20 protein-coding genes are annotated in these 21,426 nt (G+C 70.7%); 6 read left to right on the top strand and 14 right to left on the bottom strand.

All coding sequences use genetic code 11. The features are described 5' to 3' along the window. The first annotated feature begins 171 nt into the window (after positions 1 to 171). Positions 172 to 648: an SRPBCC family protein gene (locus tag AB0J69_RS09835; protein WP_364114838.1), complete on the top strand. Its 477-nt coding sequence runs from the start codon at positions 172 to 174 to the stop codon at positions 646 to 648. A gap of 7 nt (positions 649 to 655) precedes the next feature. On the opposite strand, the gene AB0J69_RS09830 is transcribed toward AB0J69_RS09835, so the two are convergent. Then, a complete protein-coding gene (locus AB0J69_RS09830) occupies positions 656 to 1,189 on the bottom strand; it encodes an AAA family ATPase (protein ID WP_364114836.1) in 534 nt (177 codons plus the stop codon). Positions 1,190 to 1,606: 417 nt separating this feature from the next. Here AB0J69_RS09830 and AB0J69_RS09825 point away from each other — a divergent pair, with 417 nt between their 5' ends. Continuing rightward, entirely contained in the window at positions 1,607 to 2,035 is a 429-nt protein-coding gene (locus AB0J69_RS09825) for a hypothetical protein (RefSeq protein ID WP_364114834.1), read from the top strand. 110 nt (positions 2,036 to 2,145) lie between these two features. Here AB0J69_RS09825 and AB0J69_RS09820 read toward each other — a convergent pair whose 3' ends face one another. Both AB0J69_RS09820 and aroA read right to left on the bottom strand, forming a co-directional pair. After that, entirely contained in the window at positions 2,146 to 2,442 is a 297-nt protein-coding gene (locus AB0J69_RS09820) for a hypothetical protein (RefSeq protein ID WP_364114832.1), read from the bottom strand. A gap of 92 nt (positions 2,443 to 2,534) precedes the next feature. Next, complete coding sequence (aroA, locus tag AB0J69_RS09815; protein ID WP_364114830.1) at positions 2,535 to 3,773, bottom strand: 3-phosphoshikimate 1-carboxyvinyltransferase; 1,239 nt, start codon at positions 3,771 to 3,773, stop codon at positions 2,535 to 2,537. Positions 3,774 to 4,047: 274 nt separating this feature from the next. On the opposite strand from aroA, the gene AB0J69_RS09810 reads away from it, so the two are divergent. Beyond that, a complete protein-coding gene (locus tag AB0J69_RS09810; RefSeq protein ID WP_364114828.1) occupies positions 4,048 to 5,781 on the top strand; it encodes an HAD hydrolase family protein in 1,734 nt (577 codons plus the stop codon). 37 nt (positions 5,782 to 5,818) lie between these two features. On the opposite strand, the gene AB0J69_RS09805 is transcribed toward AB0J69_RS09810, so the two are convergent. The 6 genes from AB0J69_RS09805 to AB0J69_RS09780 all read right to left on the bottom strand — a co-directional run bounded on the left by AB0J69_RS09805 (position 5,819) and on the right by AB0J69_RS09780 (position 10,362). Next, a complete protein-coding gene (locus tag AB0J69_RS09805; protein ID WP_364114826.1) occupies positions 5,819 to 6,490 on the bottom strand; it encodes a DUF3159 domain-containing protein in 672 nt (223 codons plus the stop codon). 4 nt (positions 6,491 to 6,494) lie between these two features. Continuing rightward, positions 6,495 to 6,881 carry an OB-fold nucleic acid binding domain-containing protein gene (locus AB0J69_RS09800; protein ID WP_364114824.1) on the bottom strand — a complete coding sequence of 129 codons (387 nt, stop codon included), beginning with the start codon at positions 6,879 to 6,881 and terminating at the stop codon, positions 6,495 to 6,497. Between the two features lie 29 nt (positions 6,882 to 6,910). Beyond that, positions 6,911 to 7,546: a DUF3710 domain-containing protein gene (locus tag AB0J69_RS09795; RefSeq protein ID WP_364114822.1), complete on the bottom strand. Its 636-nt coding sequence runs from the start codon at positions 7,544 to 7,546 to the stop codon at positions 6,911 to 6,913. An 84-nt stretch (positions 7,547 to 7,630) separates the two neighbouring features. Beyond that, positions 7,631 to 8,071 carry a dUTP diphosphatase gene (gene dut / locus AB0J69_RS09790; RefSeq protein WP_364114820.1) on the bottom strand — a complete coding sequence of 147 codons (441 nt, stop codon included), beginning with the start codon at positions 8,069 to 8,071 and terminating at the stop codon, positions 7,631 to 7,633. Next, the gene (locus AB0J69_RS09785; protein ID WP_364114818.1) at positions 8,068 to 8,622 is read right to left on the bottom strand and encodes a PaaI family thioesterase; all 555 of its coding nucleotides are present in this window, start codon (positions 8,620 to 8,622) and stop codon (positions 8,068 to 8,070) included. Before AB0J69_RS09785 ends, dut begins: the two co-directional genes overlap by 4 nt. 306 nt (positions 8,623 to 8,928) lie before the next feature. Beyond that, positions 8,929 to 10,362: an AI-2E family transporter gene (locus AB0J69_RS09780; RefSeq protein WP_364114816.1), complete on the bottom strand. Its 1,434-nt coding sequence runs from the start codon at positions 10,360 to 10,362 to the stop codon at positions 8,929 to 8,931. 163 nt (positions 10,363 to 10,525) lie between these two features. On the opposite strand from AB0J69_RS09780, the gene AB0J69_RS09775 reads away from it, so the two are divergent. Next, complete coding sequence (locus AB0J69_RS09775) at positions 10,526 to 12,673, top strand: DUF6351 family protein (protein ID WP_364114814.1); 2,148 nt, start codon at positions 10,526 to 10,528, stop codon at positions 12,671 to 12,673. Here the strand turns inward: AB0J69_RS09775 and AB0J69_RS09770 are convergent. After that, positions 12,651 to 13,883 (bottom strand): MFS transporter, encoded by a 1,233-nt coding sequence (locus tag AB0J69_RS09770; protein ID WP_364114812.1) that lies wholly within the window; start codon positions 13,881 to 13,883, stop codon positions 12,651 to 12,653. The two genes, AB0J69_RS09775 and AB0J69_RS09770, sit on opposite strands and share 23 nt — an antisense overlap. 56 nt (positions 13,884 to 13,939) lie before the next feature. Here AB0J69_RS09770 and AB0J69_RS09765 point away from each other — a divergent pair, with 56 nt between their 5' ends. Then, entirely contained in the window at positions 13,940 to 14,458 is a 519-nt protein-coding gene (locus AB0J69_RS09765; protein WP_364114810.1) for a winged helix-turn-helix domain-containing protein, read from the top strand. A 34-nt stretch (positions 14,459 to 14,492) separates the two neighbouring features. Here the strand turns inward: AB0J69_RS09765 and valS are convergent, their stop codons facing one another. Then, positions 14,493 to 17,006 (bottom strand): valine--tRNA ligase, encoded by a 2,514-nt coding sequence (gene valS / locus AB0J69_RS09760; RefSeq protein ID WP_364114808.1) that lies wholly within the window; start codon positions 17,004 to 17,006, stop codon positions 14,493 to 14,495. 78 nt (positions 17,007 to 17,084) lie between these two features. Between valS and AB0J69_RS09755 the strand changes: the two genes are divergently transcribed. Then, the gene (locus AB0J69_RS09755; protein WP_364114806.1) at positions 17,085 to 17,369 is read left to right on the top strand and encodes a DUF4235 domain-containing protein; all 285 of its coding nucleotides are present in this window, start codon (positions 17,085 to 17,087) and stop codon (positions 17,367 to 17,369) included. On the opposite strand, the gene AB0J69_RS09750 is transcribed toward AB0J69_RS09755, so the two are convergent. From AB0J69_RS09750 to AB0J69_RS09740, 3 genes are read right to left on the bottom strand one after another with little or no spacing between them, the layout of a single operon-like run. Then, entirely contained in the window at positions 17,302 to 18,735 is a 1,434-nt protein-coding gene (locus AB0J69_RS09750; RefSeq protein WP_364114804.1) for a trehalose-6-phosphate synthase, read from the bottom strand. The two genes, AB0J69_RS09755 and AB0J69_RS09750, sit on opposite strands and share 68 nt — an antisense overlap. 17 nt (positions 18,736 to 18,752) lie before the next feature. Beyond that, entirely contained in the window at positions 18,753 to 20,291 is a 1,539-nt protein-coding gene (locus AB0J69_RS09745; RefSeq protein WP_364114802.1) for an FAD-dependent monooxygenase, read from the bottom strand. After that, positions 20,288 to 21,235, bottom strand: coding sequence for an MBL fold metallo-hydrolase (locus AB0J69_RS09740; protein WP_364114800.1), 948 nt, complete (start codon positions 21,233 to 21,235; stop codon positions 20,288 to 20,290). The genes AB0J69_RS09745 and AB0J69_RS09740 overlap by 4 nt, the downstream gene beginning before the upstream one ends. Between the last annotated feature and the right edge of the window lie 191 nt (positions 21,236 to 21,426).

Below are 21,426 nucleotides of genomic sequence, written 5' to 3'. Positions count from 1 at the left end.
GGCCTCATATGCCCGTCCCGAGCGGTCCTGCGTCGTCGGCTCGTACGCGCTGTCCGGGCTCGGGGTTCGGCCCCGAGCCCGCGGCAAAGGGACCTCCCGGCCCTCTGGCGCCGGCCGGGCCTGGACGTGGCCACGACGCTGCGACTTTCGGGCGCTGGCTACGATCCGGGCATGTCCCGTTTCGAGGTGACCACCCTCGTCCTCGCACCCCCGGCACTCGTCTTCGACGCGTCCTTGTCCGTCGAGTCGCACACCTCCTCCATGCGAGGCTCGCGCGAGCAGGCCGTCGCAGGGGTCACCTCAGGGCAACTCTCCCTGGGCGATCATGTCACCTGGAGAGCACGCCACTTCGGCCTCACCTGGCACCTCACCTCCACCATCAGCGCCTGCACCCCGCCCTCGTACTTCGTCGACGAACAAGTGAGCGGCCCGTTCCGGCGCTGGGTTCACACGCACACCTTCGAATCGACGCACGACAGCGAAACCGGCACCGAAGCGACCCTCATGAAGGACATCGTCGACTTCGCCGCCCCCGCCGGGCCGCTGGGCACCATCGCGGAGGTCCTGGTCCTGCGGCGCTACATGACCGAACTCATCCTGCAGCGCAACGCGTACATCAAGCAGATCACCGAACCCGCCGTCCGGTGAACCGCCCTTATGGCTTGCCGATGCACCCGAGCGCCAGGCGGAGGTTGCTCTCGACAGAATCGACCGCGTCCAGAACCAGATGCTCCTGAGCCAAGGACGGAAACTCGCGACGCATGCGTTCGACGTGGTCCCACCCCACCTCGTGCCACCCCGGTATGCCACGCTTCCGCCCTTCAACCCGGCGGCGGTGAATCTCGACGTCGCTGCACAGGCATTCGATGACGATCAAGCGGGCATCGTACCGATCCGAGAGCTCCTGCCAGCGCGCGACGACGTCGTCATTCACGAGACAATCCACCACCGCCGACTGACCGAGCATCAGCTGCCGCGTCACGAGCGTGCTGAGCAGGTCGTAGTACATGCTGAGAAACGCCGGGCGGTCCAGGTTCCTCAGCAGGCCGTGGGGCTTGAGCGACCCCATCAACCAGTCGCCCGCGAACGCCGGAGCGCCGATCGCCATCGCCACGCGATCGGCCAGCGTCGACTTCCCGGTGCCGGGAAGACCGGTGAACACGATGATCCTCGGCTGCTCGCCACCCATCCCGAACACCGTCCCCTCGGTCCAATGACCACGCGGCAAGCCGCGACGATCATAGGCGTTCGCCGGCTTGAGCTCAGGAACTTCCGCCCATCGCCGGACGGCTCCGGCTGTCCGGTGTTGTCGCCGGCGGTCACGTGCCGGTGTGCTTGGCGTACTGCGATCAGGGCGATGCCGGTGGGGGTGGAGGCGCCGACGTGCCGCAGCAGGTCGCCGAGCGTGGTCGTGGTGCGGGTGGCCAGGAGGCAGGCGTCGAAGTCTCCGGCATCGTCCTGCTCGTTCACCGGCCCGGTGGCTTGGGCCGGAAGGTCACCAGGTGCTGGAGCAGCGTGCTGCCGTTCCGGCCGTCGCCCGGCGTGACTTCTTCCCCGGCCGGGTTTTGGGGAGGAACTCATCAGGACAAAGCCCTCGTGGAGGGGCATGAGCCTGCGGGAGCGCCTGAGCATGCATTGGCACGCCTACCGGTGGACCGGCGCCGGAGCCGAGCGGGGCAACGAGGACGAGCGCCGTCCCGCCTCACCCGGCTTCCGTGCCTCCCCGCTGCCGCCCATGCGGACCGGCGACTGGCTGGCCAAACCCGCATCGCGCATCGCCGCGACCTTCGACGACGCCCGGCAGGCCACGGGGTGGATGGCGGGCGAGTACGCCAAGGTCGGCGCGGCGCTGCTCCTGCCGGAAGCGGTTCCGATCGAGGAGCGGCTGAGGGCCGCCCTCGACCTGCTGAGCCGTGGCGTGGACGTGCAGTGGGGCGAATGGCTGCAGGGCGGGCGGTTCATCACGATCGGCGTGATCTGCTGCCCTAACCGGCAGGTCCGCCACCCGTGCCCGATCCGCCGTCCGCACGCGTGAGCCGCCGCCACGTCCGGCCGCGCCGGCGGATGTGCGCCGACAACTCTCCGCACAGCAGGAAACCCCTCGCGACACCCGTCCGAGGGGCCTCCCGGTTCCGACGTACGGACTCAGTCCATGTCCGCGTGGGTCTCGTCCTTCATGCCGAGCTCCTTCATGCCGAACTCCTTGATGTCGAACTCCTCCATGTCGAGTTCCTCCATCTCGAACTCCATGTCCGCACATGCTCCGTTCGTGAACACCACGAGCATCGGCTCGCGGAACTTGACCAGCGTGGCCACTTGCTTTTCGCATTTTCCGTGCTCCGGTGCCTTGGAGTCGGCATCGTCGGATGCGAGCGCGGGCATGGCGGCCAGGAGCAGGGCGGCCGCGGTCATGGTGACGGCGGCGATGGCGCTTTTGTACATGGTGGTCCCCCGATGAAGTGCGAGATGATCGTTCGCCAGCCTTCGTACCCGCACAAGTGGATCAAGTGGTTAAGGGTTGGACCCGGAGGTCTTTACTCCAGCCCCCACCCGGCCCGCAGCCCCGCCAGCGCCTCGTGGAAGCCGGGGAACGTCTTCTTCACACACCCCGGCTCGTCCAGCGTGATCCCCGGCGTGCGCAGGCCCGTGACGCTGAACGACATCGCGATCCGGTGGTCACCGTGGCAGGCGATCTCGGCGGGGCGCGGCGTCGCCGGGTGGATCTCGATCCAGTCCCGCCCCGTGGTCACCGGGACGCCGAGGCGGCGCAGGTTCTCGGCGCACGCCTCCAAACGGTCGCACTCCTTGACCCTGGTGTTGTAGACGTCCTCGATCCGTACGGGGCCGTCGGCGAACGGGGCGATGGCGGCGAGCGTGGGGACGGTGTCGGAAATGTCGCGCATGTTGACCGTGAGACCGTTCAAGCGCCCGGTCCCAGTAACGGTCACGGCATCGGTGGACATCTCGACGGATGCCCCCAGCCGGCCGAGAACCTCCGCGAACCGTACGTCCCCTTGCAGGGAGCCCGAGCCCAGACCCGGGATGGTGACGCTGTTCCCGGTGAGCGCGGCGGCGGCGAGCGGGTAGCTCGCCGTGGAGGCGTCGGGCTCGATGGTGTAGTCGGCGGCGGTGTACGGCTGCGGCGGCACCAGGAAGGTGTCGCCCGCCCGCCCCACCTCGACCCCGAAGCTCCGCATCATGGCGAGCGTGATCTCCACGTACGGTGCCGACACCAGATCCGTCACCGTGATCTCCAGTCCCTCGTGGGTGAGGGGGCCGACGAGCAGGAGCGCGGTGAGGAACTGCGAGGACAGCCCGGCGTCCAGCGTGACCCGGCCGCCCTTGATGCCGTTCGCCCGCACGGTCAGCGGGTGGTGCCCCTCCTCCCCTTCGTGCGTCAGGTCCACGCCCAGCTCGCGCAGCGCCCGCGTGAGGGGGCCGAGCGGGCGGCGGCGCATCTGGGCGGAGGCGTCGAAACGGAAGACCCCGTGCCCGGCCGCCACCAGCGCGGGCAGGAAGCGGGCGGTCGTGGCCCCGTCGCGGCAGAACACCTCGGCCTCACCGGACGGCGGCCCCTCGGGGCGGCCCTCGATCGTCCACGCGTCCGGCCCGCGCTCCACCCGGTACCCCAGCGCGAGCAGTCCCTCCGCGAAGCCCTCCGTGTCATCGGAGGCCAACGGCCGCCGCAACACCGTGGTGCCGCGCGCGGCGGCGGCGAGGAACAGGGCGCGGGCGGTGACCGACTTCGATCCCGGAACGTACATGATGCTCATCCCAGGAGCCTAGGGCTCCGAGGTCTCAGGGCCCGGCCACCCCGGACCGTACGCTCCCAGCTCTGACCGCACCCACCGGACGCCCGCGCCCTCCTCCCGCTCGGCCTCGACCAGCCCTCCCCTGCGGCCGGTCCAGCGCCGCGTACAGGGTGCCGGCACGCGGCCGCACCCGCTCCCCGGAGAGATGCGCCGGACGTCGTGCGACCAGGTCAAAGTTCACCTCGGATTCACCTGTCCGGCCGGATGCCCGGCCTCCGCCGGGTAGATGAGGATCATGCGCTACAACGTGCTGGCCTGCGACTATGACGAGACCCTGGCCAGGGCCGGTCAGGTGGCCGACGAGACGATCGAGGTGCTGGAGCGGCTGTCCCGCGCCGGCATCAAGCTGCTGCTGGTGACCGGGCGCGAGCTCGACGACCTGCTGTCCGTCTTCCCGCACCCGGCCCTGTTCGACCTGGTCGTGGCCGAGAACGGCGGTCTCCTGTACGACCCCCGCCAGCACACCTGCGACGCCCTGGCCGAGCCTCCGCCGCCCGAGCTGGCCGAGCGGCTGCGGGAGGTGGGGGTGAGCCCGCTCGGGATCGGGCAGGTGCTGGTCGCCACGCGCGAGCCCCACGACCACGACGTCCTGGAGGCGATCCACGACCTGGGCCTGGAGCTGCAGGTGATCTACAACAAGGGCGCCGTCATGGTGCTCCCCCCGGGCGTGAACAAGGCCACCGGCCTGACCGCCGCCCTCGACCGGCTGGGCCTGTCGCGGCACAGCGTGGTCGCGGTCGGCGACGGGGAGAACGACCACGCGTTCCTGACCGCCGCCGAGTGCGGTGCCGCCGTGGCCAACGCCCTGCCCGCGCTCAGGGACGCCTGCGACCTGTGCCTGGACGGCGAGGCCGGGCGCGGGGTGGCCGAGCTGGCCGGGAAGCTGCTGGCGGGCGACCTGGACGGCCTGGCGATCCCGCGCCACGACGTCCTGCTCGGGCACGCGGAGGGGGACGAGGTACGCCTGCCCACGTACGGGGTCGGCCTGCTGGTGGCGGGACCCTCGGGCAGCGGCAAGTCCACGGTCACCACGGCGCTGCTCGAACGGCTGGCCGGCGACGGCTACCAGTGCGTGATCGTGGACCCGGAAGGCGACTACGCGGAATATCCGGGTGTCACCGTGCTGGGCGACCCGGACCGGGTGCCCGGCGTGGACGAGGTCGTCCACGTGCTGGAGCAGCCGGGCCACAGCGTCGCGATCAACCTGATCGGCCTGCAGCTGCGCGACCGGCCCACGTACTTCGCCGAGTTGCTGCCCCGGTTGTCCGGGCTGCGGGCCAAGCTGGGGCACCCGCACTGGCTCGTGCTCGACGAGGCCCATCACCTGATGCCCGCCGAGGTGCGTCACGTACCCATCGAGGACCCCGGCGACCTGGGCGCGGTCCTGATGATCACCGTGCATCCCGACGCGATGAGCCCGTCCGCGCTGCGGCTGGTCACCAGCACGGTCGCGGTGGGCAAGGAGCCGGAGAGCACGCTGGCCGCGTTCGCCGGCGCGCGGGGCCTGGAGGCGCCCTCGCTGCGCCCCTTCCCGGACGGCGACCTCGCGCTGTGGCACGACGGAACCGCGGAGGCCCGGCGGCTCACGCTTGCCCCGGCCCGGATCGAGCGGACCCGGCACCGGCGCAAGTACGCGGCGGGCACCATGGCCAAGGACAAGAGCTTCTACTTCACCGGCCCCGAGGAGCGGCTGCGGCTACGGGCCAGGAACCTGCACACGTTCGTCGAGCTGAGCGAGGGCGTGGACGACGACACGTGGATGCACCACCTGCGCCGGGGCGACTACTCGGCGTGGATCCGCGACTGCCTGGGCGACGCGGAGCTGGCGGACGAGGTCGCGGCGCTGGAGCGCGCGGAACGGGACGGCCCGCCGCAGGAGAGCCGGCGGCGCGTGGCCGACCTCATCGGCGCGCGCTACACCCTGCCCGCCGAGCCCACGGCGTACGACCCCGACCACAAGGACCGCTGACGACCGGTGCCCGGACAGGCCGGGCCCCGACCGCGGCTCAGGCCGGAGCGACGGGCGGCTTGATCGGGGTGCGGCCGCGGCCGAGCACCCAGAGCATCGCCGCCAGCCCGGCCACCTGGAGCGGCCAGCCCATGACGATCTTCGCGAAGCCGAGCGCCGCCACCGCCTGGTCCCCGCCACCGAACAGGTAGACGGGACCCTGCACCGCCACCCGCACCGCACAGGGCAGCATGAGCAGCCAGGTCAGCCGCGTGCACAGCTTCACGATGCCGGGATCCTTGTGCCAGGCGGTCGGATCACCGGTGACCGAACCGATCAGGAAGCCCACGACCGGCCATTTGGTGACGATCGAGATCAGCATCGCCACCATGTAGCCGGCGTTGTACAGGATCCCGGGCAGGAAGTAGTCTTTCGCGTCGCCCGTACGGCTGGCGAAGAACGCGCCGATCGCGATGCCGATCAGGCTGTTGATCACGAACTGTGGCGAGGACCGCTGGATGATCCGCACCGCCAGCAGCAGCACCGCCAGCGAGATGCTGACGATGAGCGACGTCTTCAGGTCTTCGGTGGTGATCCACGACAGCGTGAACGCGATCGTCGGCACCGCCGCCTCGATGATGCCCCGCACACCGCCGAACGCCTTGGCGAGCTGTGCTCGCACCGCCGCCTCAACGGTGTCGTGGGCGACTTCTTCCGCCTCAGCACTCACCTGATCAACTCCCTGGGCGCAGCTCGTAACGCGGATTGAACATCACCTTGCGCCCGTCCTGCATGCTGACCAGGCCCTCGGCCTTGACGATCCGGCCGGGCTCGATGCCCGCGATCTTACGGCGGCCGAGCCAGACCAGGTCGATCACGTCTGACCCGTCATAGAGCTCGGCCTCGAGAGCGGGGGCACCGCCCCGCGGACGCAGTGTCACCGTACGTAGCGTACCCGCCACGCAGAAGCGTCGACGGCCGCCACACGAGACGATCGGGGTCGCTCCGATCTCGTCGGCGTCTTCTCGCAGTTCCTGGGCCTCGATCTCGGACTGGGTGGATGCCAGCCGACTGAAGAACCCGCGCAATCCCCCACGTTTGGGGGGCTCTGCCGTACTCATGATGGTTCAGCCTATGTGAATGTCAGCCCTTAGCGAATCTCGCTGATTTCAGGACCTCGTTTGAACGGGTTGAGGCCCGGCCGCTCCTCGCCCTCGCTCGCCTGATCGTTGGGCCGGCGCAGCGGGATCGCCTCCTCCCGCGCCATCGGCTCGTCACCGCGGACGACCACGACGTCCTTGATGAAGTCGACGTACGCCGCCGCCACCGTGTCGTCGACGGCCGCCTTGCCGGAGACCACCGCGAGCAGGAACCAGCGCGGGCCGTCGATGCCGAGGTAGCGGACCGGTCTGGTGTTGCCGTCGGTCTTCATCTCGCCGGTCAGCTCGCTGCCGAACGGCCCCTCGCGCTCCTCCAGGTGCTTGGCCTGGGCCAGGATCTTCGTCTTCACCTCGTCCCACAGGCCCGAGCTGCGCGGCGCGGCCAGGGCCTGGAGCTGCAGCGAGCTGTCCTCGTACAGGACGACCACGCCGACGTGCTGATCCCCGACCGAGGCCAGGCGCACGTCGAAGTCGGGGTTGTGCGGCAGCCGCAGACCGCCCAGGTCGATCCGGTCGGTCTCCGGGTGGGGCTCGTCGGCGTCCCACGGGCCGGACTCTCGCGTGGGGGCCGCAGCCTCCTGCTCGCCCACTTGCTCCGGCTGCTCACGACGACGACGTCGGAACACGTTCCTCACTCTCCCTGCTCATCGGGCCACTCGCGGGGCCCCTTGTCGGTCGGGCCCCGGCCGGGACCCCTTGCTGCGCACCGGTCAGCGACCGGTCGATCCGAACCCGTTGGCGCCGCGTACGGACCCCGGCAGGCGCTCGACCTCGGAGAAGACCGCGCGCTCGACCCGCTGGACGACGAGCTGCGCCACGCGGTCGCCCCGCTTGAGCCGGAACGGTTCCTTGGCGTCGGTGTTGATCAGCGTCACCCTTATCTCGCCCCGGTAGCCGGCGTCCACCGTGCCGGGGGCGTTGACCAGTGTGACACCGTTCCTGGCCGCCAGCCCCGAACGCGGGTGCACGAATGCGGCATAACCATCGGGCAGGGCGATCGCCACCCCGGTGCCGACCACGGCCCTTTCGCCGGGCATCAGCTCCACGTCCTCGGCCGCGTGGAGGTCGGCGCCCGCGTCTCCGGCATGGGCGTACGACGGCATCGGCAGCTCAGGGTCGAGCCGCTGGATGAGAATCTCCACGTTGCTCAAGGGTTCACCTCGTAGTCCTGGTGTTCGGCGGCGATGGCGGCCAGGTCGCCGTACTTGGCGAAGTGTTCCATGTTCACCTCGATGAACAGCGCTGCCGCGCGGACGGCGACCGGTCCGTCGGGGGCGCCGATGCGCCCCTCAGCCTCAAGGTACGCCTTCCTGCCCGAGATGCCGTTGCACCAGGCGCGCAGGTGGAGTGTCGTGCCCACGGGAACGGGGAGAAGGTAGTCGGTCTCCAGCCGTCCCGTCACATAGGGCTTGTGGAACAGGTAGACGGACATTCCGATGACCTCGTCCATGGCGGCGGCCAGCACACCGCCGTGCGCCAGCCTGGGCGCTCCCTGGTGCGCCTCCCCCACCGTGAACTCGGCCTCGACGGTGGCGCCGTCGGGGGTCCTGGCCGTGAGGTGCAGCCCGGTCGGGTGCCCGGTGCCGCAGCCGAAGCACTGGCTGTAGTGGGAGCCCAGGGTGGTGCCCGGCGCCGGCGCGTCGGGATGCGCCTCGGGCGCTCTGGCGCCCGGTGGCGGGGTGGTGAGGGAGGAACGAGTCACGGGTGACGAGGTTACTCCGTGTCCCCCCACCGCTCGTCCCCAGTCGCCGTGCCGCCCCGACGCCACCATCACACGGCCCAGCACCACCGCCACACGCGCCCGACGCCACCGCCTCACGGCCCAGCACCACCGCCTCACGGGCCCGACCCACCGCCACGCGGCCCAGCACCACCGCCTCACGGGCCCGACCCCACCGTCACGCGCCCCCGCCTCGCGGGGTACTCCCGGCCGCGCGGGCCTGCCCTCGGCCTCGCTGGCGGTGTGCGCCCCGACCTCGCGGGCGGTGGGCGCTCCGACCTCGCGGGCTTACGACCCTGCCGCGCGGGCCTGCGCCCCGGCCTCGCGGCCCTGCGCGCCAACACTGCCGTCACGCGCGGCGCCCTCTCCGTCACGCACCCCGGCAGCCTGCTCGCCAGACCCGGCGGCTCGCTCGCCAGACCCGGTGGAGCGATCGCCCGACTCGGTGGGCGCTTCGGACCCAGCAGGTCGATCACCCACGCCCGCAGACCGGCCACCCGGCCCAGCAGGCCGCTCACCCGACCCAGCGGGTCGCTCACCCGAGCCGCCAGGCCGCTCCGGCCACCCCCGGTCGCCGCCACCGTCGTCGCCGAGCAGCCCCCTCCCGGGACCCGGGCCGGGCGGAGGGGCGCCGCCTGGGGGTTCGTCGTCGTGGCCCGGTGGTAGCTCGGGTGGTTTGTGTCTCAGCTCCGGCAGCGCCCGGTAGATCACCGCCGCCACCGGAACCGCCACGGCGGCCCCCGCGATGCCCGCCAGGATGCCCCCGATGGACAGCACCAGGATGATCGCCAGCGGATGGAAGTTCAGCGCCCGGCCCACGATCAGCGGCTGCAGCACGTGGTTCTCGAGCTGCTGCTCCACGATGAGGATTCCCAGGAAGATCAGCGCGTAGACGAGCCCCTTGGCACCGAGCGTGACCAGGGTCGCGATGGTCCCGGCGAAGAAGATGCCGACGATGGGGATGAAGCTGGCGAAGAAGATCAGCACGGCCAGCGGCGCCCAGAGCGGCACCCCCATCCCGGCCAGCACGATGCCCATGATCAGCCCGTGCACGGCGGCCACCGCCACGGTGCCCTGGACGTAGTGGGAGAGCGTGGCCCACGCGGCCCGCCCCGCCCGGTCGACCCGCGGCGCCACCCCGCCGAACGCCTTCAGGAACCAGGACCAGATCCGGTCGCCGTCCTTGAGCAGGAAGAACGTCACGAACAGCAGCAACACGATCGAGGCGAGCACCTCGACGGCCACCGCGCCCGCGGACAGCACGGTGCCGGTGATGGCCGAGCGCTGCGCGTTGACCATGGCGGCGATCTCGTCGACGTAGCCGGTGATCTGCGCCTGCTGGAGGTGCAGCGGGCCGGTGATCAGCCACTCCTGAACGGTCCTGGCCGTCTCCTGCACCTGTTTGACCAGGTTGGGGAACTCCTCGCCGGCCCGCGCCCCCACCAGCCACCCGGTGCCGACGAGCACGGTGAGGGCCACCAGCATGGTGATCCAGGTGGCGTAGATGGGCCGCATGCCCGCGTTGCGCAGGCTTCTCGTCAGCGGGAACAGCAGCGCGGTCAGCAACAGCGCGATCGCCACGGGCAGCGCCACGAACGCGAGGCGGGCGATCACCTGGACGATGAAGTAGACGACCACGCCGACGACGATCAGGCACACGCACCATGCGGTTATCTTGGCCAGCACGGGCGGCACGAGCTTGGTTGGGCGGTCGGACAGCACGTGTTCAAGACTGGCATGTCCGGGCCCAGGATGCGCGCGGATAACGGCCGGGCAGCTCACAGCGTAATGAAGCAGCACGCCGCGCACCCATGCGACGGCACGTGGCTCACAGCCCCGAGATCGGGTCTGTGCAAGGGGTGGAGCGCGTGTCACCGTCATGGTCATGAAGGCTGTGGTGGTCCTCACCGTGCTGGCGTCCCTCATCGCCGCCCCCTCCCCCGCGTACGCCTCCCGCGCCGCCCTGGCGCTGGAGGTCCTCTCCAGCCGCGCCGACCAGGTCAGCGGCGGCGACGCCCTGATCAGGGTCCGTCAGACCCGCGGCGCGCGCCTCAAGGTCCTGCGCAACGGCGAGGACGTCACCCAGTCCCTCACGAAGACCGCGGACGGCCTCACGGGCCTGGTGACCGGCCTGGCCGACGGGGACAACACGATCACCGCGGTGGCGTGGCCGCACCGGGAGAGCCTGAGGGTGCGCAACCACCCGATCCAGGGGCCGATCTTCTCGGGCGCCCACCAGTACCCGTTCCTGTGCAAGACCGAGCGCAGCGGCCTCGGCCCGCCGGCCGTGGACAACCAGGACGGCCAGGGCATGCGCGTCAGCGGCGGCTGGAGCAAGGACTGCTTCGCCCCCACGGTCACCGACCGCCTCTACCGGTCCACCGACGGCACGTACAAGCCCATGCCCGCGCAGCGCCCCGCCGACCTGGCCACGACCACGCTGCTGGACGGCCGTACGGTCGACTTCGTGGTACGCCGCGAGCGCGGCGTCATCAACCGCTTCCTCTACTCGATCGCCATGCTGGAGGACGGCTGGAACGGCCGGGCGATCTACCGGTTCGACGGCGGCGTCGCGATCGGCCACGACCAGGGCACGCTGGGCGGCGCCGCCCTCGACCCGTACGGCCTGGGCAAGGGCTACGCGATCCTGCACTCCTCGGGCACCCGCACCTCCACCCACTACAACCTGATCCTGGGCGGCGAGACGGCCCTGATGGTCAAGGAGCGCTTCGTCGAGCGGCACGGCCTCCCGCTCTACACGGTGGGCGTGGGCGGCTCGGGCGGCGCCATCCAGCAGTACATCTACGGCCAGAACCACGGCAACAGGGTGATCGACGCCGCCGTCCCGCAGTATTCCTACCCGGACATGGTCACCCAGACCATCCACGTGGGCGACTGCGAGCTGCTCGAACGCTACATGGACCACAACCCCCGCTGGGCGAGGTGGGACGACCGTACGGCCCTGATCGGCATGAACGCCAGCGACACCGTGCCCAACCCGTACACCGGCCGGCCCGGCTCCGACGAGTGCGTCAACGGCTGGCGCGGCCTGACCCCGCTGAGCATGAACCCGCTGTGGACCTCCAACAACGACCCCGAGTGGCAGCGCATGGACCCGCCGGGCGTCAAGGACACCGTCCAGTGGACCCACTGGGACGACCTCAGGAAGGTCTACGGCGTGGACGAGCGCGGCTATGCCCGCTCGACCTGGGACAACGTGGGCGTCCAGTACGGGCTGAGGGCGCTCACCGACGGAGTGATCACGCCGGAGGAGTTCCTCGACGTCAACGCCAAGGCGGGCTCGTGGAAGGAGGCGGCCGACATGGTGCAGGAGGGCTGCCCGTTCGTGCCCTCCGCCTGCCCGGCCGACCTCGACCCGTGGAGCGCCCGCAACGCCAACCTGGGCGACCCGGCCCCGAGGCGTACGGGAGACCCCGTCGCGATCAGGAACGTGCAGCGCAGCGGCCTGGTGTTCCGCGGCGACATCGACCTGCCGATCATCGACTGGCGCCCGTACCTGGAGGACCAGCTCGACATGCACAACTCGCACCAGTCGTTCGCCTCCAGGAAGCGGATGCTGGACCACGACGGCCGGGCCGGCAACCAGGTCATCTGGTTCACCGACGCCCGCCCGGACGGGCCGAAGTTCGACCAGACGCCCGAGGCGCTGCGGGTGATCGACGAGTGGATGGCCAATATCCGGAAATATCCGGCGCGCGGCGTGACGGGCAACAGGCCGCCCGACGCCGTGGACCGCTGCTTCGCCACGGACGGCACCCAGATCGCGGCCGGCCCGCACGTCTGGGACGGGGTCCTCGACCGCCGCTCCCCCGGCGCCTGCACCCAGCGCTTCCCGCTCTACTCGACCTCCCGCATCGTGGCGGGCGGCCCGATCGAGGGCGGGGTCTACAAGTGCCGGCTCCAGCCGGTCGAGCGGGCCGTCGCGCGGGGCCTGTACGGCTCCTGGCAGCCGACGCCGGACCAGCGCGCCCGGCTGAAGCAGATCTTCCCTACGGGCGTGTGTGACTACTGACGGGCAGCTCCCGCATGGAGCGCATGGGCGAGGTGACCACCCACAGGAACGCCAGGCAGGCGCCGCACGCGGCGACCAGCAGCGTGTTCCTGACCCCGATCGCCTCGCTCAGCGCCCCGCCCAGCAGGCCGCCGAGCGGCATCGTGCCCCAGACGAGGAAGCGGATGGTGGCGTTCATCCGGCCGAGCAGCGGCTCGGGTGTGATGGCCTGCCGGAAGCTGAGCTGCGTGACGTTGAAGACGACCGCGCCCGCGCCGAAGCAGAACTCGAACACGACGAACAAGCCCAGCCGCCAGTCGGCCTCCACCCACGGCACCAGGAACATCAGCGGCGCGGGCAGCCCGATGGCCAGCCAGATCGTCGGCCCCTGCCCGAAGCGCGCGGCGATCCGGCGGTTGACCAGCGCTCCGGTGACGCCCCCGAGCCCGCCGGCGGCCATGAGCAGCCCGATGGTGCCCGGGGCCAGCGCGAGGTCCCTGGCCAGCAGCAACAGGATCGGCGGGTGGGCCATGGTGGCGAACAGGTTCGCGGTGGCCGCACACCCCGCGACGCGGCGCAGCAGCCGATGCCCGAGCACGAACCTGACGCCCTCCCCGATCTCCCTCCCCAGGTGGCCACGGCGGCGCTCCTGGCGGGCCTCCGGTTTGCGGATGGTGGCCAGGCACAGGGCCGACCAGGCGAACCCGGCCACGGTGACGACGAGCGCGAACGGCGCGGTGAGGAACTGGATCAGGTAGCCGCCGGCGCCGGGCCCGCCGAGCTGCGCCACCGTACGCACGCCCTCCAGCGCGGAGTTGCCCTCGACGAGCCGCTCGCGCCCGACGAGGTGCGGCAGGTAGCTCTGGTACGCGGCGTCGAAGAACACGGTGAACACCCCGAGCACGAGCGCGACGGCGTAGAGCTGGTGGATCGTCAGCCCGTCCAGCCACCAGGCCACCGGCACGGAGGCCAGCGCCAGGGCCCGCGCCCAGTCGCTGACCACCATCACCGCGCGCTTGCTCAACCGGTCGACGATCGCCCCGGCAGGCAGCCCGATCACCACGAACGCCAGCGTCTGGCACGCGGCCAGCGCGCCCACCTCGAACTCCGAGGCGTGCAGCGCCGAGACCGCGACCAGCGGCAGGGCCAGCACCAGGATCTGGGTGCCCGCCTGGCTGGCGCTGTCGGCCAGGAACAGCCCACGGAAGTCGTGATCTTTTAACAAGCTCACGAAAAGAGAATCCATGACCGATTGATAAAAATCAACCGGTTATAGGGTGGCCTGCCATGGGCACCAAACGCCGCCCGGCCACCGAGGCCGAGGCCCGCGCGCTGGCCTCCGCCATCCGCCTTCGCATCCTGCGGCTCTGCCTCGACCAGGCGCTGACCAACAAGGAGATCGCGAGCCGGCTCGGTGCCAATCCCGCCACCACGCTCCACCACGTGCGCAAGCTGGTCGACACCGGCTTCCTGGCGGCCGAGCCGAGCCGTCCCGGCCCGCGCGGCTCCACCGAGATCCCCTACCGCGCCACCGGCAAGTCGTGGGAGATGGACGTCCGCGAGAGCGGCGTGACCGGAGCCAACACCGCGATCCTCGACGCCTTCCTGGAGGAGGTCAGGCTCGCCGACGTCGAGGAGGGCGACTTCACCCGGCTCGGCCTCAGGCTCACCGCGCAGGGCCGGGAGGAGCTGCGCAGGCGGCTGCAGGAGGTGTTCGACGACTTCCAGGGCCGGCAGTCGCCGCCGGGCGGGGAGGCGTATTCGGTGTTCCTCGCCCTCCACCGCGACGTCGCCAGAGAAGGCTGACGCCGGGCACCCCGCGGGGGCGCCCGAGCGCCGGTCAGCCCAGGTGGACCTCGACCTTCAGCTCGTCGCCGTAGTCGAGCACGAACTCCTCGACGTTGCCCGCCGCGCACAGGTCGTCCTGCGCCTGCCGCACGAGCTCCACGTCGGGCGCCCACACGGTCAGCCGGGAGACCTCGGCCCGCATCGACTGCTTGGCCTCCGACTTGGCCTTGCGGACCTGCCCGAGCACCTCCGAGGCCACCGCCAGCACGGCCGGGTCGCCCTCGCCCCGCTCCGTGAGCGGCCAGGCGGCGCGGTGGACCGAGCCGTCGCGCCACCACGACCACACCTCTTCGGTCACGAAGGGCAGGAACGGCGCGAACAGCCGCAGCAGCGTGTCGAGCGCCTGCCGCAGCGCCGCGTGCGCCGACGCCGAGGCGGCGCCGGACTCGTACGCGCGGGCCTTGACCAGCTCCAGGTAGTCGTCGCAGAACGCCCAGAAGAAGCGCTCCACGGCCTCGATCGCCCGGGTGTGGTCGTAGGCCTCGAACGCCTCCGTCGCCTCGCGTACGGCGTCGCTCAGCGCCGTCAGCATCGACCGGTCGAGGGGCTCGGTCACCTCGGAGCCGACGTCGTCGGAGGCCAGCCCGAGCACGAACTTGGAGGCGTTGAGAATCTTGATCGCCAGCCGCCGCCCGATCTTGAGCTGCCCCGCGTCGAAGGCGGTGTCGACGCCGTAGCGCCCGTTGGCCGCCCAGTAGCGCACCGCGTCGGAGCCGTGCTGCTCCAGCAGGTCGAGCGGGGTGACCACGTTGCCCTTGGACTTGGACATCTTCTTGCGGTCGGGGTCGAGGATCCACCCGGAGATCGCCACGTCGCTCCAGGGCGTGTCGCCGAACTCGTAGTGCGATCTGACCACGGTCGAGAACAGCCAGGTGCGGATGATCTCGTGGGCCTGCGGCCGCAGGTCGGCGGGGAAGACGCGGCGGAACAGGTCGTCGTCGGAGCCCCAGCGGCCGGCGATCTGCGGCGTGAGCGACGAGGTGGCCCAGGTGTCCATGACGTCGGGGTCGGCCATGAACCCGCCGGGCACGTCCCGCTGCTCCTCGGTGTAGCCGGGCGGCACGTCGGAGGACGGGTCCACCGGCAGCATGTCCTCGGTGGGCAGGATCGGCGCGTCGTGGACGGCCTGCCCCGACTCGTCGATCGGATACCACACCGGGAACGGCACGCCGAAGAAGCGCTGGCGCGAGATCAGCCAGTCGCTGGTGAGCCCCTCGACCCAGTTGTCGTAGCGCACGCGCATGTGCGGCGGGTGCCACGTCAGCTCGCGCCCGCGCGCCAGCATCCGCCGCCGCAGCTCCTCGTCACGGCCGCCGTTGCGGATGTACCACTGGCGGGTGGTGACGATCTCCAGCGGCTTGTCGCCCTTCTCGTAGAACTTCACCGTGCGCCGCACGGGCCGGGGCTCGCCCTCGAGGTCGCCCGACTCCCGCAGCAGCTCCACGATCCGCTCGCGGGCGCTGTGGACGGTCTTGCCGGCCAGCTCCTTGTACGGCTCGTCCTCCACGCCCTCCGGCGGCTCGGGCAGCAGCCGCCCGTCCCAGCCGAGGATCGGCCGGGTCGGCAGGTGCAGCTCCCGCCACCAGGTGACATCGGTGATGTCGCCGAACGTGCAGATCATCGCGATGCCGGTGCCCTTGTCGGGCTCGGCCAGCCGGTGGGCCAGCACGGGCACCTCGACCCCGAACAGCGGCGTCAGCACCGAGGTGCCGAACAGCTCCTGGTAGCGCTCGTCGTCGGGATGGGCGACCAGCGCCACGCAGGCCGGGATCAGCTCGGGCCGGGTCGTCTCGATCCAGACCGGGCCCTTCTCGCCGTAGAAGGAGATCTTGTGGAAGGCGCCGGGCCACTCCCGGTCCTCCAGCTCGGCCTGGGCGACGGCGGTGCGGAAGCTGACGTCCCACAGGGTCGGCGCCTCGGCGAGGTAGGCCTCGCCGCGCAGCAGGTTGCGCAGGAACGCCCGCTGCGACACCGCTCGGGACTCGTCGCTGATCGTGGTGTAGAGCAGCGACCAGTCGACCGACAGTCCGACCCGCCGCCACACCTCCTCGAACGCCTGCTCGTCGAGGGCGGTCAGCTTGTGGCACAGCTCCACGAAGTTGCGCCGCGAGATCGAGATCTCACGCTTGCCGGGCTTGTCCGGGGGGACGAACTCGGGGTCGTAGGGCAACGACGGGTCGCAGCGCACGCCATAGACGTTCTGCACCCGGCGCTCGGTGGGCAACCCGTTGTCGTCCCACCCGATCGGGTAGAAGACAGACTTACCGATCATCCGCTGGTAGCGGGCCATGATGTCGGTGTGGGTGAAGGAGAAGACATGCCCGACGTGCAACGACCCCGACACGGTCGGCGGCGGCGTGTCGATCGAGTAGACCTGCTCACGCGGCTTGGACCGGTCGAAGCGGTAAGTGCCCTCGTCCTCCCAGCGAGCTACCCATACCTGCTCCAAGCCGTCAAGGGTCGGCTTTTGGGGCATGGATGGACGGCGTAGTCGCTGTTGAGTCATGCCTCCTTATGGTACGGCTTCACGGGCGCGGCCTGCGGTAGAGACTAGTGTTCGTTACAAAGGGGAAGGGAGATCGACATGGCGGAGGACAAGCCCGATGTCGCCTGGCGTGTCATCGGTGGCCTGGTGGGCCTGGTGACCGCCTGGGCGGCGCGGAAGATCCTCGGGTTCGCCTGGCGGAAGGCGACCGGCAAGGAGCCGCCCATCGACACGGACTCGCCCGAGGTCAGCATGGGTGAGGCGATCGGCTACGCCGTCGTCATGGGAGTGGGCATGTCAGTGGCGCAGATCGTGGTCAACCGGACCGCCAAGAAGCGCTACGACGCGTGGAAGTCTGTGAAGCAGGTGTCTCCAGGGCCGTGAGGAACTCGCTGGCCCAGCGGTCCACGTCGTAGGTGGCGACCCGGCGGCGCATCGTCCGCATCCGCCGGGCCAGCTCGTGCGGCGTGGCGCGCATCGCGGCCAGCATCTGCCTCTTGACGTCCTCCACGTCGTACGGATTGACCAGATAGGCCTGCCGCAGCTCGTCGGCGGCCCCGGCGAACTCGCTGAGCACCAGCCCGCCGTGCAGGTCGTGGTGACAGGAGATGTACTCCTTGGCCACCAGATTCATCCCGTCGCGCAAGGGCGTGACGACCATGACGTCGGCCGCCAGATAGAGCGCCGCCAGCTCCTCGTGGCCGTAGGACTGGTGGAAATACCAGATCGGCTGGTAGCCGAGCTGGGCGTGCTCCCCGTTGATCCGGCCGACCTGCAGCTCGATGTCGTCGCGCAGCCGGCGGTATTCGTCCACCCGCTCCCGGCTCGGCGTGGCGATCTGCACGAACACGGCCTCGCCGGGCCGCAGCTGCCCGGCCTTGAGCAGCTCTCCGAACCCCTCCAGCCGCTGCCCGATGCCCTTGGTGTAGTCGAGCCGGTCCACGCCCAGCAGCACGTGCTCGGGGTCGCCCAGCTCCATCCTGATCTCCTTGGCCCGCGCCACGATGTGCGGCTCGCGCACGATCGAGTCGAGCTGCGCGAAGTCCACCGAGATCGGGAACGCCTGCGTGGTCACGATCCGGTCGTCGAGGAAGATCTCGTTCCCCTTGTACGGCAGCCCGAGCAGCCGCCGGCACAACCTGCGGAAGTTCGAGGCGCCGCCGGGCAGCTGGAAGCCCACCAGATCGGCCCCGAGCAGCCCTTCGACCAGCTCCTTGCGCCACGGCAGCCGCCAGAACAGCTCCGTCGGCGGGAACGGGATGTGCAGGAAGAACCCGATCCGCAGGTCGGGCCGGAGCCTGCGCAGCATGGCGGGCACGAGCTGGAGCTGGTAGTCCTGCACCCACACGACCGCGCCCTCCTCGGCGGCCTCGGCGGCCGCGACGGCGAAGCGCTCGTTGACGGACCGGTACGTCTCCCACATCGCCCGGTCGAACACCGGCGGCGCCACCACGTCGTGGTAGAGCGGCCACAGGGTGGCGTTGGAGAAGCCCTCGTAATAGAGCTCCACCTCGCTGGCCGACAGCGGCACGGGGATGAGACTCATCCCGTCCTGCTCGAACGGCTCCAGCTTCTCGTCGGGCGCCCCGTGCCAGCCGGCCCAGGCGCCATGGCGGCGCTGCATCACCGGCGCTATCGCGGTGACGAGCCCTCCTGGACTCCTGCGCCACGAGGCCGCTCCGTCAGGCTCGATCGTCCGGTCCACCGGCAACCGGTTCGCGACGATCAGAAACGAGCTACGGCCACTCACGCAGTCCTCCTATGGGGTCATGTGTCAGGAGAGCCGCCGAGTGCGCGGCTCACAGCGGCCGCCACCGACTCCGGCCCCGCATGGGGGATGATCGCGGCGATGTGGGAATCGGGCCTGATGAGCCATGCCTCATCCGGCCCGGCGCCGAGCCTCTCAGCGAGCGAGCCAGTCCCATCCATCTCCGCGAGCCCGCGTACGGCGAGCGGCGCCGTAATGACCTTGCCCAGGACCTGCACAAACAAACTCGAATCGCACATATCACCCAATAGCACGAGAAATCCGTCCCGGGCAATCTGCCGCAATCTGCCCCCGGGAAGCGGCACGTCGGGCAGGATCACGCCCGGCGCGGGCACGCACAGCGCTCCCTTCGGCGGCCTGCCGAGGAAGGGCCGCGACGGCTCGGGCGTGGTGAGCGGCGAGTCCACATACCAGTACGGCTCGGCGAAGCGCCCCGAGTCCACCTCGGCGACCCGGCCGCCCTCCAGCACGGCCCGCCTGCGCATCCGCTCCTCCACGCTCCTGGGCGCGAGGAAGCGCATGGTGGCCGCGGTGACCTGCAGGTTCTCCCGCGCGGCCGCGTGCCGCTCGGCGTGGTACGACTCCAGCAGCCCCTCCCCCGCCCAGCCGTTGAGCACGAAGGCCAGCTTCCAGGCCGCGTTCTCGGCGTCGGGCACGCCGGAGTTGAGCCCCCGCGCGCCGAACGGGGCCACCAGGTGGGCGCAGTCGCCCGCCAGCAGGACCCGGCCGACCCGCATGCGGGAGGCGATGCGCGAGTGGAAGCGGTAGGTGCTGTGCCAGAGCAGCTCGTACGACCGATCCCCGATGATCTGCCGGATTTTTCGCGATATATCGGCTTCTGTTGGGATGAAGTCCGGCGCGATCTGCCAGTCGATCCGGTACGTGCCGCCGGGGCAGGGATGGATGAGCACCTGCCGCCCCGGGTTCCAGACCGGGTCGAAGTAGAAGCGGCGCTCGTTCTCCCAGCCAGGCAGCTCGGCCTTGATGTCGCAGATCAGGAACTGGTCCTCGAACGTCTCCCCGGAGAAGGCCACCCCCAGCCCCCCGCGTAGCCCCTGGGCCCTGGCGCCCGCGCAGGCCAGCACGTAGGGCGCGCGCAGCCGCCGCTGGCCGCAGTGCACGGTGACGCCCGTGGAGTCCTGGGACAGGCCGGTGACCTCGTGGTCCCAGCGCACCTCGATGAGCGGCTGCCCGGCGATGACCTCGTCGAGGATCTGCTCGGTGCGGCTCTGGGAGATGTTCACGCAGGGCGGCAGCGGCCCCTCGCGCTCGAACGTCCAGGAGAACAGCTCACGGTCGCGGTAGTAGGTGCGGGCCGTGGTCCAGGCCAGGCCCTCCTCTGCCACCCTGCCCGCCCCGGCGGCGGCCCAGATGTCGAGCACGTCGCGCTGCTGGCAGATGGACTTCGAGCCGCCCCTGCCCCGCGACGGGCGCTGGTCGAGCACCAGCACCTGGACGCCCCAGCGGGCCAGCAGCAGCGCGGCGCTCTGCCCGACCGGGCCCGCGCCGATCACGATGACCTGTGCGTCGTTCCTCATGACTGCAGCTCGTCCCACACCTGCCGGTCGCGCTCGGCGGTCCAGATGCGTGGCCGCTCGACGCCGTGCAGCTCGTCCCAGAGCCTGGAGACGTTGAACGGCAGGCAGTGCTCGAAGATCGGCCAGGCGCCGTAACGCGGCTCCAGGGCCCGGTGCGTACGCTCGAACGCCTCCTTCATCGACCCCGCCGCGCCCACCTCGCGCAACATCACCGCCAGGAAGTCGCGCGTCTGCCCGATCGCCGCCGCCACGCCGTCCTTCCCCCTGGCCACCGCGCCCCGGCCGCCGACCAGCGTCTCCGCCCCGAACGACGCCACCCGGTCGAGCGTCCCCGAGGACCACTCCCGGTGGAAGGCGTCGCCGGTGTAGAGGGCGGCCTGCGACTCCACCAGGTCTCCGGCGAACATGATGCGCCGATCCGGCAGCCACGCCACCAGGTCACCCTCGGTGTGGCCGCGCCCGCAGTATTGCAGGACGAGGTCGCCCCGCCCGCCGCCAAGATCGATGCTGAACCGGTCGCTGAACGTCGCCGTCGGCCACGTCAGGCCCGGGATCGAGCCCGGCTCCTTGAACAGGCGCGGCATCCTGCCGTATTCGCTGGCCCAGTCCTGCTCGCCGCGCTCGGCGATCAGCTCGCGGGTCTTCTCGTGGGTGACGATCACGTCCGCGCCGAACGCCGAGGCGCCCAGCACCCTGACCGCGTGGTAGTGCGACAACACGAGGTATCTGACCGGCTTGTCCGTGTGCTCGCGCAGCCGGGCCAGCCACTCGCGGGCGGCCACCGGCGTGGCCAGCGCCTCGAAGCAGACGAGGAAGTCCTCCCCCTCGATCGCGCCCACGTTGGGGTCGCCCTCGGCCGTGAGCGCGTAGACGCCCTCCGCCAGCACCTCCAGAGACTGCCTCTTCTCGCCGAGATCCGCCGACGAGGCGAACGGCTTGGCCATCGCTCCTCCTCCGCTCAGCCGTCGAAGTCCATCCGCACGCCCGACGTCCTGCCCATGCCCATCTCTTCCGAGATCAGGCGCACTCCCCGTGCCACGCCGGCCGCCTGGACCGCACCGCGTGGAAGCGCCCCGCGACGTGGCCGGGCCGGCGTTTCATCTCTTGACAGGGAAGTCAGGACGGTGATTGGTTT

The sequence above is a fragment of the Nonomuraea sp. NPDC049709 genome (assembly GCF_040674815.1).
Taxonomy (GTDB): Bacteria; Actinomycetota; Actinomycetes; order Streptosporangiales; family Streptosporangiaceae; genus Nonomuraea.
This window is presented reverse-complemented; position numbering and strand designations above follow the sequence as displayed.